The organism is Micromonospora sp. NBRC 110009, assembly GCF_030518795.1.
Lineage (GTDB): Bacteria > Actinomycetota > Actinomycetes > Mycobacteriales > Micromonosporaceae > Micromonospora.
On record NZ_CP130427.1, the window covers coordinates 4,570,820 to 4,585,230 of the forward strand.

A 14,411-nucleotide genomic window follows, 5' to 3' on the forward strand; every position below is an offset into this window, starting at 1 on the left:
TACAGCATCTCGGTTGAGCAGTACAGGCAGATGCTTGCCGGCCAGGGTGGTGCGTGCGCCATCTGCGGAGAGATTCCGACCGGCGGGCTTGGCCTGGTCGTCGACCATCAACACTCGTGCTGCTCCGGCAAGAGCAATTCCTGCGGCAGTTGCATCCGTGGGCTGCTCTGCCTATCGTGCAACGCCGCCATCGGGATGTTCAACGAAGACGTGGAACTGCTCCGCCGGGCTGCCGCCTACATTGCGGGGACCCGAAGCTCTCGGAGGTTGGGGTGAGTGAGCTTGGTTGCGCGCTTGACACCTGCACCGCTCCGCAGCGGTCTCTCGGGCTGTGCCATAGGCACTACACTCGATGGTACGCGATCGGCGACCCGCTGTGGGACGGCGACGACTGCACTAACTGCGGCCGGCGGCGCGCACGAACAACCGAAGGCGAGCTGCGGCGCTGCCGTTTCTGCCCGGAGATTCAGCGGCCAAAATGCAGCTTCCCGGGCTGTGTGCGGCCGATCCGGTGGAATTCGCTTTGCAACGGGCACGCGCAGCAGCAACGCAAACGAGCGGGTACCGGACGCCCGATGGAACCACTCCGCCCCCAGCGGCGCTCAAAGACTGCGGTTGCGATTCGCGACGGGCTCGGCCGCAGGCAATGCAGTATGTGTAAGGAATGGAAGCCTGAATCAGACTTCGGACCATCGAAGCTGATGTCCGACAGGCTGGATCCGCGGTGTCGCGCATGCGTCAACCGCCGGAATGTCGAGCTGATGTACAACCTGGCACCCGGCGAGTACGACCGCCTGTTAGAAAACCAGGGCGATGCCTGCGCGATCTGCCGCAGGCCCTTTGACGATGGCCGACGGCCGGTGGTCGACCACGACCACTCTTGCTGCCCCCACAAGCCCAAGAATGCTTGCGGGCGATGCGTGCGAGCCGTGCTCTGCGGCACGTGCAACTCAGGCCTCGGGATGCTCCGTGAGGACGCTCGGATCATCCGCCGGGCGATCACGTATCTGTCTGCGTCAGCCGACAACGGTGTTGCACCATGATCGCTGGTACCGCAACAGTTGTGGCCCTGCACAACCCATAGTTCGCACTCGAAAGGTCCTGGCGCTACAGGCCGGTGAACCGGGCGACGACCAGGGGAGTCATCCGGGACGATGACCAACTCCCGGCAGCGGGTGGAGGCGCCTCGGCGGCGGCTTGGCCGCACGACGGCACCCGACTTTGTGCCCGAACGATCGCACGCGCCGGAGCGCGTGACAGCGGCAGAACCGCAACATAGGGCGGCGACAACCACGACTCTATGGTCATCCTTCGCGATGAACTGCTGCTGGCGCCAAGATTGGGGCCCGCCATGCTGGTCGCGCTATGTTCTCGGTTCGGCAGAGCGACGATGATGGCGTCAGGAGTCACGGTTGCCGGCGCGCGGCGGGGGCGGTAGCTATGCGCGCCTGGTAGATTGCCCAACCTTTTCTGAACATCGCCGCCTCGATAGCATCCGGGCGCACGGCCGCTTGGTTAGTGGACTCAGTTCTGGCATGGTTGTGGGCGAATTCGAGCCACCGCTGGTATTGATCTGGGCCCCAAGGGCCGCGTTCCGTAATGTCCCAGTGTTCGACTTCCTTCAAAGCTGTGGCAACGAACTGGTCGAGGATCAGCGCGCGACCAGGTTGTGCGTCGGGCCGGGCATCCGCGAAGTACAGCAGCTTGGTGTAGAACGAGGGCCCGAGGTAGGGAAGCTTCTGCTCGCCGCCCAGGGCCAGCATCTCGTACGCCTTCGCCGGTCCCTGATCACGAAGGACGGTCAAAGTCTTAACGAGCTTGGCCGTGATGGACTTAGTCGTGTTCTTGGTGAAGACCTGAGCTCGACGGCCGACGAGGAATGCTCGGTCGCCGGTGCCCCAGGCGTAGCTGCCGACCAGAAGTCGCCCGACGTCGTCTGGACCGCCATTCGCTGCGGTGAGGAGGTCGCCACGCGTGATGTGTCGGTACTGCCGACCCCTGTTGGCCTCGGGCAGGTCGGATAGCCATGCCGTCCACCCTTCGGCGGGGACGCGTTGCTGCCACCAGCGTGGCCGAAAGTCGAACCCGTGTGTGAGAACCTCGCCAGGGGTCCAGAACGCATCGACGCCAAGTCGGTCTCTGAGCCCGATCGTCGCCTCCTGCCCGGTGTGGGCAGACTGTACCGGCGGGCATCGACCCGGAAACGACCCATGCTGCGTAAGCCCGGCCCAGGATGCCGAACCAGAAGGACTCTTGTACCACGGTACTCGGACTTCTCCACTTGGGCCGTAAGGCGTTGGCCGCGAGTATGGGGCCAGTCGTCCGTCCGCTCGCCGGGGCCGCGCCGCGCTCGGCGTGCTCCTGAGGACGGCCACCCGACGGGGCCCGATACGCCGCAGGCGACAGCAGCATCCTCGCTCGTCAGCCCCTCGGCGACCCTCGCCCAGAATGCCCGCTCGACACCCGGCCGGATCGGCGGCCCGCCCGGCGACCTCATCGCCGGACGGCCCGTCAACGTCGTCATCCACCCCGCTGGCCTGCCGACCAACACCTCCGCGATCGAGGTTGACGAGGTGAAGCAGTAGGCGGCCCCGACATAGCCGTCCGCGGGCGGGCGGGGCGGCGGAGGTGCGGCCGGATCGGGCGAGGGCGAAGACCAGGAGGATCAGGCCGGCGGTGGCGACGACCTCAGCGAGCCACGGGTTCCCTCCGCTGCGGCCGTGCGGGACCAGGCCACGGCCGGGAGGTCGAACATGAGGTCAGCCAGGACCCCCTGGTGATCGCGCCGCCGATCTTTGCGGCGGTGTAGGCGGCGAGATCGCGGGCGGTGGGGCCGGTGCCGGCGCGGCGGCCGAGCCACCAGTCGACGGCGGAGACGATCCGGTTGAGGTGCGCCCTAAATACCGGCCCGAAAGTCAGGATCAGCGCCCCCAACGCGTGGGCGGTGGCGATCGCGTTCTCTAGGAGCTCGAGCCCGGCCAGTTCGAGATCAAGCAATTGGTCCGAGCCAATCGCCTGTTCGGGGAAGCCCCGCACCCGATTGGCCGATCTCAAACGACCTATTGCCTCAGCTAGTGTCTTTGCGGTGGCGCCGACCTTGCTGGAGGACGCATGAGAAGCCACCGAGTTGTCCGAGCCGCTCTCGCCGTCACCGTACTAGCAAGCGGCCTCTCCGTAGGGGTTGGCGCGATCCGACCGGCTGCGGCCGACACAAATTGTGGGCGCGCACTCTTCATCGGGGCACGGGGATCGGGGGAAAGCGGCTCCGACAATGACGGACTTGGAATACCGGTCACTGCGACGAGGGACAGTCTGCTCGCATACGCTCAGCGCACAACGCTCAGTGCCTCAGACATCCATTTCGAGTCTGTGCCAGCGACGCAGTATCCAGCGATCAGCATCCCTGGGGCCATTCTTGAGAACGGTGGGTTGCCGTCCGCTTTCTGGGCGGCATACGAGGGAAGTGTATCGGATGGCTCAAACTGGCTCACGCTGAGGCTCCTGAACCGGGCCCGATCCTGCCCAAATGAAAGATTTGTCCTCGTCGGCTACTCGCAAGGGGCGCAAGTCGTCACCGATGCGCTGATTACACTGCAATCGGTTCCCTCGATCACCAAGCGCATCGCAGGCGTCGTGCTGTTCGGTAGCCCGGTATTTAGCCCCAATGATCAAACCATCAACGTCGAGCTACCAAAGAAAATTGCATGGTCCTCGAGCCGGCAAGGAATTTATCGGGCCCTCAGATCCCAGGCGCCGTTGGGCTCGACAAGCCAATTGAATGTGGTAGGAAATGAGGTACACATCGGTTCGTGGTGTTTGACCAAGGATGCGATCTGCAACTATTCCGCTGGAGATTCGCGTGCGCTGGTCGACGGATCTAGCACACATTTCGAGTATCCGCAGTTCGCGAAGGATGCCGGGAAGACCCTTGCGGACGACATCAAGGCCGCCGTCTTTAAGAAGGTTCCCCCACCACCCAACGCGCCGCTTGAGTTGTCAGTAGACAGTGGCGTACTTCCACACGCGCAGCAAGGCCTGGCGTATGAGCAGCCTATTACGGTGGGGGGCGGCCGGCCTCCGTACACGCTTGATCCGGAGCCCCTGAGCGGAGGGCTCCCCCCGGGTATCACTGTTGGCGACGCGCTCGACCTTCGCGGTACGCCAACCCGACCAGGAACATTTCAATTCGAACTCGGCGTAACCGACGCGCTGGGCCAGCGTGCGACAGCGGCGTTCACCCTGATTGTGGACGCTACATCGCTTACCCCCACGGCACCCGAGTTGGTGAGTGTCAACGCCGCTGGAACAGCCGCAGGCTCTCGGTACTCTGGATGGTCCGTTGCGCTCAGCGCCGACGGCCGGTACGTTGCCTTTGCATCGATGGCAAAGGATCTCGTTGCGCGCGATCAGCAAGCGGTCGGGCTTAACGTCTTCGTTCGCGACCGCGCAATGGGCACGACACAGTTGGTAAGTCAGCGGACCGACGGCTCCCCAATGGAGGAGTTTGCAGGTGCACTGAACCCGAAGATCACGGCGGATGGGCGCTACATCGCATTCGACTCGGATTCGGCAGTCCTCGTCGATCAAGACAGCAACGAAAGTCAGGACGTCTTCCTGCGTGATATCCAAGCAGGGACAACAACCCGCGTTAGTGTTTCCGGGCTCGGCATCGAAATCGACGGAACCAACCAGGTCCAATCGATAAGTCCGAACGGTCGCTACGTGGTCTTCAACAGCGATTCCGCCACGTTGAGCGGGGGGGCTACGGGCTTACACCTTTACGTGCGGGACATCTACAGTGCGACGACGACGCGGATCGACGCCGTCAGCTCGGCGGTGGGGTTCGTAAACGATGCCGGCACCGTTGTTTACCGCGGCGGAAACGAGTTCGGGCCAGGAACCGAAGGGATATTCCGCTGGACCAAGGATGGCGGTCGGCAACGGCTCGCCGATCCCGGACTGATCAATGTGAGCGACGACGGCAAGTGGCTCATCATCTACCAGCGCGACCGGGCGCAGCTCATTCGTATCGACACAGACACTCTTGCTCAGCAGACCCTGAGCACGGCAGGCGGTCCCTGCTGCACATCTGTCGACGGCCTGAGCGTATCCAGGAACGGGACCGCGACGTTCTCAACGAACGCGCCCGCGCTTACGACGCTCGCTGGTATGTCCGGGCAGCAGGTATACCAGGCTCTCGCATGGTCGATGGACGGACGAGTCGCGCTCGTCAGCGCAGCCACTGACGGTAGTCCCGGCAACGATAGGACGTACGCGACGGCGATCAGCGCCGACGCAGGCACGGTAGGCATGTTCTCCAGCGCTACGAACCTGGTGACCTTGCCCGATCTGAACAATGACTGGGACGTGTTCGTGGCGCCGAATCCACTCTATAGGCCGTGACGAGCAGGAGGCTGGCGAACATCAGCAGACGAGCACCGATATGCACAACACCTCGCGACCAGTGCCCGAACTACGTAAAAGGTTAGTCCCACTGTCCGCCGTTGAGTCGGTGATAGTTGACTAGGCGGACCACCGGCCCGGCCTCGGCGAAGCCGATCACGGCGGCAGCCCCATCTACCAGACGTTTGCGCTGCTGGTCGTCAGCGACCCCAGAAATTAGCGGAGCTAGCTGACGCAAAGCAGCGACACGGCCGTCCACCGACGGCGGTTGATGCATGCAAAGTGCGTGTTTGAAAAAATCGAGTGTGGACAGTGTGGCGGCGTGATGACGGCCGTAGGGGCGGGCAGGGTGTCCGGGTGTCGTCGCCTCGTCGTGGTTACCCGTCAGACCTGACCGATGCCCAGTGGGCGTTGGTCGAAGGGTTGTTGCCGGAGCCGAGCACGGACGGGCGGCGGGAGAAGCGCCCTCTTAGAACTCCTAACTCTTTGAGCGTTGGAGTCGCCGCCAGCAGATGATGGCGCAGGCGAGGGTGAGGAAGGCTTCGTGGATGTCGTCGCGGATCTCCCAGCGGATGCGTAGCCGGCGGAACCAGTGCAGCAGGGCGATGGTCTGTTCGACTACCCACCGTCTGGTGCCGAGGCCGGAGCCGTGGCTGGTGCCGCGTCGGGCGATGACCGGGGTGATGCCCCTGTCGCGGAGCTGGCGGCGGTAGATGTCGTAGTCGTAACCCCGGTCGGCGTAGATCCGGCCGGGTCGCTGCCGGGGTCGACTGCGGATGCCCTTGATCCGGGGGACCTTGTCGACCAGGGGCAGCAGTTGGGTGACGTCGTGGCGGTTGCCGCCGGTCAGGGTCGCGGCGAGGGGGATGCCGCCCGCGTCGGTGATGACGTGGTGTTTCGAGCCTGGCTTGCGGCGGTCGACCGGGCTCGGACCGGTTTTGGGCCCCCTTTGAGCGCCCGGATGTGGGAGCCGTCGATCACCGCCCGGGACATGTCCAGTTGACCGGCGGCCCGCAGCTTGCCCAGCAGGACCTCGTGCAGTCGTTGCCACACGCCGGCGTCGTTCCAGTCCCGTAGCCGGCGCCAGCAGGTCATGCCTGACCCGAACCCGAGCTCCTGGGGCAGGAACTCCCACGGGATCCCGGTGTAGAGGACGAACAAGATCCCGCCCAACACGCTCCGGTCATCAAGCGGCTTGCGACCGGGATAGCGGCGCCGACGAGGCGGGCGGGCCGGTAGCAACGGCTCGATCTCAGCCCACAGATCGTCCGAGACGACCCACGGCGGCTGCTCACCTCGCCTCACGGCCGATCACTGTAGTTGATCGTCCATGAAGGATAGACCCGGGCGCCCGCCTGGATCATTCTGTTAGGAGTTCATAGGGAGATCGTCAACGCGATCTTGTACGTGGTCTGTTCGGGGTGTCCGTGGCGGTACCTACCGGCGGATCTGCCGCCGTGGAGCCCGCTGACCAGCGGGGCTTCGCCGTGCACCCGCGCAGGTGGGTCGTGGAGCGGACCCTGGCATGGCTCACCGCCTGCCGCCGGCTGGCCCGCGACTACGAATGCAACCCTGAAATCTCCGAAGGCATCGTCAGGTGGGCCGCCATCGCCGGCATCACCCGCGGCCGACCAGCCCGACGACAGGCAAAGCGCACCTTCATCTGGACCTGATCAAGTCCCTCTCAAACACGGTCCAGTGCGGGGCGCGGTCATCGCAGCCAGCCCAGGAACCGGCGATGGAGTAGACCGGCAGGAGCCCAGCCTATGTCCTGGCTCGCGGCAACCATGCAGGAGCCCATGTACAGGGCGAGGGAGATGGGAGCGCTCTCGAACTCGGCTCGCAGCTCGTGGCGTCGTGTGCGGCAGGGCCAAGGGGCACCGCACCCGGCGCAGGTCCAGATGGGCAGAACCGGTCCGTGCGTGGTCATGACGCCTCACCGGGCCAGTGCCCTCGTGTGGGCTGTACCCGGTGTCTCGACCCGCAGGGCGGTCCACCGCCGCACCCGCGGACTGACCTGACCTTCCTCCGTGACCACACCTGCCGGTGTCTACGTTCCATGGCCACGGTGTAAGAGGCGATCTGCTCGGCCGGCCCGATCTCTGATTGCCGCCGGCGGGTCTCCTGGAAGAAGGCCACGTCGCACTCCTCCTGCTGGTGATCTCATGCTTCCGGCTACTGACAGCGGTTTTGGGGCCGCGCCTGGCTGGCCGTTCGCGCGCGGATGTCGACCGGCCTGGGAATCGCCTGACGGCTATGGGCGCCGATGTCCCGGTTCGCGCATCGCGATCTGCCTGGCTGGCTGTGGGCCTCGCGGCCGGGTGCATTCCGGGCAGCTTAGGGATGCTCCGCAGCTGCGGCACCATTGGAGCGAGCGCTTGAACGTGAGCAGCCCGGCGAGGAATCCGAGCACAAGAGCCGCGCTGATGGCTGCGATCGAGGTCAGGTTCATGGCGGCGCCTTTCAGGACACTGGTGTCGGCATCGTTGATCGGGTCCAGTGCTGGGCGGGCGCTGGTGTGCATCCGAAGACCGTGGGCGAATTCGTGATGTGGTGTCGACGGGCTTCAGGCGGCTCGCAGGTCGCGGTGTGGAGCCTCTGCTGGCCAGAAACCGCTCGGCAAACGATCGGTGGTTAGCGGGTCACCGATGATGCGCAGCATCATGCGGTTGCCGGTGAACTTGGTTCTGCCGTGGAGCCAGCGGTCGTTGAGCAGGAAGTAGCCGTGGCCGGCAGGTAGGTCGACTGGAATGGTCAGCTGCTGGACGAGCCTGCGAAGCCGCTCGATAGACGGCAGGAGCATCGGCGAGAATCGCGCAAGCTCGTCGAGGCGAAGCCGGACGGTAATCCGGCCTTCGGTCGTCTGTTCGAAGACCGCACCGAGGTGGCCGGAGCCTCCGCCGAAATACGCCGATCGGGGCATGGACAACGCCGCGAGCATGGCGGGTTCGGTGCGGGCGATCTCGTCGTGGAGTTCCCGTCCGTCCACCAGATGACTGCGTCCACCGGTCTGCGCCGGTCGAAAACATGCCAGCATCAGGACACGCGGTGGCCGGCATACGGCCGATCCTTCGGTGTGGGGCCAGAGCTCGCGATCGGTGAAGCCGGCGAGGCTGGTTTTTCCGCCTCTGGACGCTGGCCGCCGGGCGATGACCGTGACCCCGTCGGAGTCGCTGTCGCGGTGCGCGCGGATGCTGATCAATGACCGGGCCGCACGGAGCAGATTGTTCCGTTCGATTCCGCTCTGGAAGATCGTGATGCCGTGCGTGGTGAGGCCATTCAGGATGCGAGCCGTGCTGTCCGGGTCGCGTAGGTCTGCGTGGGGCAGGTCGTTAAAGTCGAGCATTTGGTCACCTCCGGCGGATCGCGTTGCCGGCGTTCACCATGGCTGCACCTAACGGATGCATCAAGTGACGGATTGTCAACGCGGAGCCGCCCGGTGCCGAGCCAAGACCGTGCTACGTTCCGGGCGGTCCAGATCCTTGCACCAGTGGAGGGAAGCCGGCCGATGAGCTACCAGCCGCACCTGTTCCCTGTCTCGGTCAAGGGCGTCGTGGTCCGCGACGGCCGCGTGCTGTTGCTGCGCAACGAGCGCGACGAGTGGGAGCTGCCGGGCGGGAAGCTGGAACTCGGTGAGGAACCGGCGGAGTGCGTAACCCGGGAGATCCTCGAAGAGGTCGGCTGGGCGGTGACCTCTGGCCCGCTGCTGGACGCTTGGCAATACCACATCCGCGACGACGTCGATGTCCTGATCATCACGTACGGCTGCCACGTCGGTGCCGACGCTGACCCGGTCGTCAGCCAGGAGCACAAGGAAGTCGGCCTGTTCACGGAGGCCGAGGCCGCGGCGCTGCGCATGCCCGACGGGTACAAGAGGTCCATCGCGACCTGGTATGCCAAGCTCAGTACGCGGATCATGTAGGCGACCGATGATGCAGTGCGGCGGTTGCGGGGCGAAGGTCGGCCGCCGGAGCACGTCGCCGCTGTGCCCGGCTTGCCATGCCATCGCCGGTGCCGCCCTGCCAGTCCCTGTCCGGCGCCGTGGAGGCTCGGCCTTGTGGCTGTGGACCAGTGACACCGCACGGGCAGCGTTGGCCAGCGGCGATCTCGCGGTCATCATGCGCGCCTACCGGGTCGCGACTGGTGTAAGCCAGCGGCGTCTAGCGGAGTTGCTCGGCTACGACGCGACCTACATCTCGATGATCGAAACGGGGCGGCGGGAGATCAGCGATGTCGCGGCCCGGCTACGTATCGCCCGCCACCTCGGCCTGCCAGCGCACACGCTCGGGGTAAGCGACCCCGACGACGCCGATTTCACCGCGATGCTCCAGTTCGGCGAGTCGACCATCCGCCTCGCCGCGATCGCGCGACAGTTCGGGCACGGCGCCGACGCCGTCAACGAGCTCTGGCCGCTGGTCAGCCGCATAGAGAGCCGCGTCGCCGACGGGCATGTCGAGCGGGAGGTGATGCTCCTGCTTGCCCGTGCCCGCGCCGAGCTCGGCGTCTCACTGGGCTACGTCTTGCCCGAGGAACGACTCGTCAGCGCCGCCCGATGGACCGGCCGGGCGCTGTGGCTGGCCGAACACCTCGACGACCAGGACCTGCTCGCCTTCACCCTCCGAGTACACGGCAACGAGCTGCGCAAGGTCGAACGGCACACCGCAGCCGTTGCCCGACTTCAACGCTCAGTGGAACTTGCGCCTGATCTCGACCGAGGTGCGGGCCTGGTACAGCTCGCCCGGGCCACCGGCGAGCTCGGCGACCCCGCCCTGTTCGATCACGCCATCACCAGCGCCTGGCGACTGGTCGACGTCAAACCCGGCACAGGACTCACCAGCCTCTATGCCCTCCACGAAGTGCACCTGCGCGGGCTGGTCCATACACACCGGCCAGACCTGGCCGCCGACCTGCTCGATCGCCACCGCATGTCCACCGCCGCCGTACCACCCCAATGGCAGGCGATTCTCCAGGTCACCACCGGCGAAGTCCTCCTGGCCCGCGCCGACACATCCCAAGCCGAAACGGCGTTCCAGACTGCCATCACCATCGCCGAGGAGCACCGCCTACCACACCAGATCCAGCGCGCCTTTCGGACCTGCACGTCGCATCTCCCCGCTGTCGGAGAGCTCGCGCGCCAGGCGCTGGAAAGGCTCCGCATCCCCGAGCCCGAACCGGCCGGCAGCCAGGCCCCATAATCGAAGTTCCGGGCAACATGAGCGTTACGAGGCTCGGACCGGCTAGTCACGCCCTTGCCGCGCACCGGTTCGGATGGCGGGGACCGATCAGCAGCATGCCGATCAGCACGACGATGACGGCAGCAAGCTGGGCGCGGGCGGTCGCCGAAATGCCGAGGGGCACGGCGAGGGCAGGGCGCGGCCGGTGCCAGCGGGGCGGTCGGGATGGGTGACGGCAGCATGGATGCCGGTGGCGGCGACGACACCGAGCAGCAGGTAGTGCTGGAGGGCATAGGCCCGGGCGGCCAACCGAGCACGGGTGCGGGGATCCGCGGCGGCGAGGGTCGGGGCCGCGACGCGGGCGCCGCTGAAGTAGGTCCACCACAGGTCGGCGGGCAGGGCAAGGCCCATGACGATGGCCGTGGGGTGGCCGCTGATGTGATGGATCTCGACGTCGGCGCCGATTGCGACGACAGATTCGCCGAGCGCGACGATGACGAGCAGGCCGTGGCGTCAACCAGATGTTCGGCGGCGACCTGGTAGCTGCCAGCTACGCGGATCCAGGAGAACTGTGGAGTGACGTAGGGCAGCGCGGCCTGGACGAGGGCGGCGGCGAGCCAGAGTGCGTAGGTGGCGGGACCGGTGACGAACGCGGCGAGGCCGATGAGCAGCACCGCAGCCAAGTTGTAGGGCGCGAGACGGACCGTGGCGGCACGGGCTGCAGAGAGGCCGAACATCATCAAGTGGACCTACCACGATGACCGGGCGGGGGCCGTCGGGCCCATGGATCGGAGGCTGCTGGCACGGACGTTGGTGGAGGCCAAGGTAGGCAATGCAGGTGATCACCGCGAGGCGCCCGGAGTAGCCTTCCCGTTCACAGGACCCGAGCGTGATTCACCGGAACGACCACCGCTGAGGCTGAAAGCGCCGAACAGCCCGGCCGCCCCGACGCCGAGCGCTGCGCGAGGGCAGCTCGGCTTCGCGCCCGAATCAAGTCGTACCCACGGCCTACGGTGGCGGTGGATGAAACCATCGAGGCTGGGGACTGAGCGCGGTGTCTACGCTGCTGCACCGGGGCCGTGGCCCGATTCGGGCGTTGGGACCAAGCATGGAACAGAATGCTGTTGAGCACCGGTGCCTTGACTGCGGGACACCAGTGCAGCGGGAGGGTGATCGGGGCCCTTGGCCTGCGCGGTGCCCAACCGACCGCCAGAAGCGGAATCGGCAGCTGGCTCAGGCCGCCGAAAAGCTCCGCCCACGGCCCAGTCGAGCTCGGCCGATCGTGGAGCTCGAACTCCGGTGCGTCGACTGCGGCACTGCGGTGACGCTCCGCCGGAAGACCCGGTGGGAAGTCCGATGCGTAACGTGCGCCGAGGAACAGGCCGCAAGAAAGCGTCGCGAGCTGGCGCGTGGCAAGACCCAGGAGCATAGGTGCGTCGACTGCGGAGTTCAGCTCCGCCGCAAGGGCACCGCTGGGGCCTGGCCATTGCGGTGCCCGACTCATCGGGGCGAACACAATGCTCGCCGACGTAGGGTGGGCTTGACCCGTTTCGACGGACAGGGTCGATGTGGTGATCTCACGCTACTTTGTTGGCGGTTACCGGGCTTAGACCGGTGGCTTCGTAGGTGGCGGGGCTGAGGTAGCCGAGGCTGGAGTGCCGGCGGCGGGTGTTGTACCAGCCTTCCACGTACTCGAATATCGCCTGGCGGGCGGCTTCGCGGGTGGGCCAGGCCTGGCGGTGTAGCAGTTCGGTCTTGATGGTGGCGAAGAACGATTCGGCGACGGCGTTGTCCCAGCACTGCCCGCGCCGGCTCAGCGACAGTCGGATCCCGTGGCGCTTGGTGAGGCGGGCGTGCTGGGTGCTGGTGTATTGACAGCCGCGGTCGGCGTGGAAGATCAGCCCCGAGGTGGGTCGGCGGCGGCGGATGGCGTTGGTGAGGGCGGCGTCGACCAGGTCGGTGCGCAGGTGATCGGCCACCGCCCAGCCGACGACCCGCCGGGAGGCCAGGTCGATGACCGCGGCCAGATACAGCCAGCCCTCCCACGTGTTGATGTAGGTGATGTCCCCGCACCATCGGGTGTCGACCGCGGCCGCGTCGGTGTCGAAGTCCCGGCCGACCAGGTCAGGACGCGCTTCGGCGGCCGGATCCGGCATGGTGGTGGTGCGCCACCGTCGTGGACACTTGCCGGCGATCCCGGCCGTGCGCATCAACCGTGCGACGCGTTTGCGGCCGTGCCGCAGCCCAGCCGCGACGAGTTCGGCGTGCACCCGCGGCGCCCCGTAGGTGCCCTTCGACATCGCGTGCACCGCGGTGATCTTCTCGGTCAGGGCCTGGTCGACCCGTTCACGCTCGGACCGCTCGCCACGGACATGCTGGTAATAGGCGGACCGGGAGACCTGCATCAGCTCACACGCACGCTTGACGCTGCGTGAGCCGGCCTGCTCCGCCTCGATGAACGGGTACACGTTCACCGGGTCTCCTTCGCGAAGAAAGCCGTCGCCCGCTTCAAAATCTCGACGTCCTCGCGCAGCCGCCGGTTCTCCCGGCGCAGCTGCGCCAATTCGGCCCGCTCGTCACTGGTCAACCCGTCGCTACGGGCGCCCGCGTCGACCTCAGCCTGCCTGACCCACTCCCGTACCGCGGTCTCCGTCAGGTCGAAATCCTTCGAAACCTGCCCGATCGTCCGATCCCCACGCTGACACAACTCCACGATCTCGGCCTTGAACTCCGCCGTGAACGACCGACGAGGCCGCGACCGCTTCCTACCCATGCTCTCCATGATGCTGGACATCCTCCCGGAGCCCTCCAGCTCCTGATCTCAGATGTCCGTCAAAGCGGGTCAGGCCCAGGGACAAAGAAGCAGCGCGGCCGCGGCCGAGCCGGGTTCAGCCGCCCAAGGCTCCCAGCACCTGCCTGGACTGCCCATCACCGGTGTATTGGCGAGGTACCAGATGGCAACTGCGGTGCGATCCGTGCGCGGTTCTCCGAGCAAAGGCGGTACGCGACGCGCGCCGCACCCGGTTAATCGCCAACCGACGGCACAGTCTCCGGAAGCTGCCATGCCGCAGGTGCGGGAATCCGACAGAGCGAGGAAGCCGGAAGCTAAGGTTGCAGGTCTGCGCGGACTGCCGACAGCTGGAGCTCAATGCTCGGCAGCGGCAGCGTCGCGTGACGCATCGGGCCCTGATGGTCGCGGCAGAGGTCAGATGGCGCCGCGCGAATCCGGATGCGATTCGATCTAGAAACTCCCTTCGCCGCGCCCGAAAACGCGCCGTCAGGTACGAGGTCTTTCGGCATGAGGAGATCTTCGAGCGTGACGGTTGGCGGTGCCAGATCTGCCGACGGATGACCGACCGGACGGCGCCCAGGTTTCATCCGCGGTCGCCGACCCTCGACCATGTCATCCCGCTCTCTCAGGGCGGGCCACACACCCGCGCGAACACGCGCTGTGCGTGCTTCGAGTGCAACTCCAAGCGCGGCGACCGCGGGGGCAACGAGCAGCTGGCACTCATCTAGTTGTAAAGGTCAGCCACCGTTGTGAACACCGGCTGATTTGTGGTTTGCAGGTGTCAGGGTGGCAACACGCATCATAGTTGTCACTATGTGATCCGCCGCGCCTCGCCAGCGCCAGTACCGGGCGGGGGAGTGCCGCGGTCCTGCTCTCGCCACTGGCCGGCGGTGTCGGCGCGCAGCAGGCGATCAACCATCTCCAGCGCCGGTGGCTCCGAGTCGAACTCCCAGCGCAGCACCTTTCCGGACTCCGTGTCCCCGGCCCGGGCCATCACCGTCCAGCGCGTCTCGCGGACCAGCCACACGTCGCGCCGGGTCAGG

Annotated in this window: 14 protein-coding genes and 2 pseudogenes; 8 read left to right on the forward strand and 8 right to left on the reverse strand. The window is 66.2% G+C overall.

The window, feature by feature from the left end; translation table 11 throughout:
• The first annotated feature begins 30 nt into the window (after positions 1–30).
• Both Q2K19_RS33360 and Q2K19_RS33365 read left to right on the forward strand, forming a co-directional pair.
• Entirely contained in the window at positions 31–276 is a 246-nt protein-coding gene (locus Q2K19_RS33360; RefSeq protein WP_368046153.1) for an endonuclease domain-containing protein, read from the forward strand.
• A 485-nt stretch (positions 277–761) separates the two neighbouring features.
• The gene (locus Q2K19_RS33365) at positions 762–1,043 is read left to right on the forward strand and encodes an endonuclease domain-containing protein (protein WP_368046154.1); all 282 of its coding nucleotides are present in this window, start codon (positions 762–764) and stop codon (positions 1,041–1,043) included.
• 363 nt (positions 1,044–1,406) lie between these two features.
• Here Q2K19_RS33365 and Q2K19_RS33370 read toward each other — a convergent pair whose 3' ends face one another.
• The gene (locus tag Q2K19_RS33370) at positions 1,407–2,528 is read right to left on the reverse strand and encodes an 8-oxoguanine DNA glycosylase OGG fold protein (RefSeq protein ID WP_368046110.1); all 1,122 of its coding nucleotides are present in this window, start codon (positions 2,526–2,528) and stop codon (positions 1,407–1,409) included.
• 160 nt (positions 2,529–2,688) lie between these two features.
• Positions 2,689–3,036 carry a hypothetical protein gene (locus Q2K19_RS21800; RefSeq protein ID WP_446839615.1) on the reverse strand — a complete coding sequence of 116 codons (348 nt, stop codon included), beginning with the start codon at positions 3,034–3,036 and terminating at the stop codon, positions 2,689–2,691.
• A 75-nt stretch (positions 3,037–3,111) separates the two neighbouring features.
• On the opposite strand from Q2K19_RS21800, the gene Q2K19_RS21805 reads away from it, so the two are divergent.
• Both Q2K19_RS21805 and Q2K19_RS33375 read left to right on the forward strand, forming a co-directional pair.
• Positions 3,112–5,403: a cutinase family protein gene (locus tag Q2K19_RS21805; protein ID WP_302763297.1), complete on the forward strand. Its 2,292-nt coding sequence runs from the start codon at positions 3,112–3,114 to the stop codon at positions 5,401–5,403.
• Between the two features lie 357 nt (positions 5,404–5,760).
• Positions 5,761–5,877, forward strand: a pseudogene (locus Q2K19_RS33375) (transposase); the annotation flags it as partial.
• A gap of 4 nt (positions 5,878–5,881) precedes the next feature.
• On the opposite strand, the gene Q2K19_RS21810 reads toward Q2K19_RS33375, so the two are convergent.
• Positions 5,882–6,708, reverse strand: a protein-coding gene (locus tag Q2K19_RS21810; RefSeq protein WP_302763300.1) for an IS5 family transposase whose coding sequence is annotated in 2 segments (ribosomal slippage) — positions 5,882–6,354 and positions 6,354–6,708 — 828 coding nt in all. Because the reading frame shifts where the segments join, the coding sequence is not laid out codon by codon here.
• A 167-nt stretch (positions 6,709–6,875) separates the two neighbouring features.
• On the opposite strand from Q2K19_RS21810, the pseudogene Q2K19_RS21815 reads away from it, so the two are divergent.
• Positions 6,876–7,076, forward strand: a pseudogene (locus tag Q2K19_RS21815) (hypothetical protein); the annotation flags it as partial.
• An 893-nt stretch (positions 7,077–7,969) separates the two neighbouring features.
• Here the strand turns inward: Q2K19_RS21815 and Q2K19_RS21820 are convergent.
• Positions 7,970–8,749 carry a TauD/TfdA family dioxygenase gene (locus Q2K19_RS21820; RefSeq protein WP_302763303.1) on the reverse strand — a complete coding sequence of 260 codons (780 nt, stop codon included), beginning with the start codon at positions 8,747–8,749 and terminating at the stop codon, positions 7,970–7,972.
• Positions 8,750–8,911: 162 nt separating this feature from the next.
• On the opposite strand from Q2K19_RS21820, the gene Q2K19_RS21825 reads away from it, so the two are divergent.
• Together Q2K19_RS21825 and Q2K19_RS21830 are read left to right on the forward strand one after the other, a co-directional pair.
• Positions 8,912–9,325 carry an NUDIX hydrolase gene (locus tag Q2K19_RS21825; protein WP_302763305.1) on the forward strand — a complete coding sequence of 138 codons (414 nt, stop codon included), beginning with the start codon at positions 8,912–8,914 and terminating at the stop codon, positions 9,323–9,325.
• Positions 9,326–9,458: 133 nt separating this feature from the next.
• Positions 9,459–10,598 carry a helix-turn-helix domain-containing protein gene (locus Q2K19_RS21830; protein ID WP_302763309.1) on the forward strand — a complete coding sequence of 380 codons (1,140 nt, stop codon included), beginning with the start codon at positions 9,459–9,461 and terminating at the stop codon, positions 10,596–10,598.
• 102 nt (positions 10,599–10,700) lie between these two features.
• Here Q2K19_RS21830 and Q2K19_RS33380 read toward each other — a convergent pair whose 3' ends face one another.
• From Q2K19_RS33380 to Q2K19_RS21845, 3 genes are all read right to left on the reverse strand, one after another.
• Complete coding sequence (locus Q2K19_RS33380; RefSeq protein ID WP_368046155.1) at positions 10,701–11,081, reverse strand: low temperature requirement protein A; 381 nt, start codon at positions 11,079–11,081, stop codon at positions 10,701–10,703.
• Between the two features lie 1,073 nt (positions 11,082–12,154).
• A complete protein-coding gene (locus tag Q2K19_RS21840) occupies positions 12,155–13,051 on the reverse strand; it encodes an IS3 family transposase (RefSeq protein ID WP_302763311.1) in 897 nt (298 codons plus the stop codon).
• On the reverse strand, positions 13,048–13,350 hold the full coding sequence (locus Q2K19_RS21845; RefSeq protein ID WP_446839594.1) for a transposase: 303 nt from the start codon (positions 13,348–13,350) through the stop codon (positions 13,048–13,050). Before Q2K19_RS21845 ends, Q2K19_RS21840 begins: the two co-directional genes overlap by 4 nt.
• Positions 13,351–13,925: 575 nt before the next feature.
• On the opposite strand from Q2K19_RS21845, the gene Q2K19_RS33385 reads away from it, so the two are divergent.
• Complete coding sequence (locus Q2K19_RS33385) at positions 13,926–14,096, forward strand: HNH endonuclease (protein ID WP_368046156.1); 171 nt, start codon at positions 13,926–13,928, stop codon at positions 14,094–14,096.
• 83 nt (positions 14,097–14,179) lie between these two features.
• Here the strand turns inward: Q2K19_RS33385 and Q2K19_RS21850 are convergent, their stop codons facing one another.
• Complete coding sequence (locus Q2K19_RS21850) at positions 14,180–14,395, reverse strand: hypothetical protein (RefSeq protein WP_302763312.1); 216 nt, start codon at positions 14,393–14,395, stop codon at positions 14,180–14,182.
• Between the last annotated feature and the right edge of the window lie 16 nt (positions 14,396–14,411).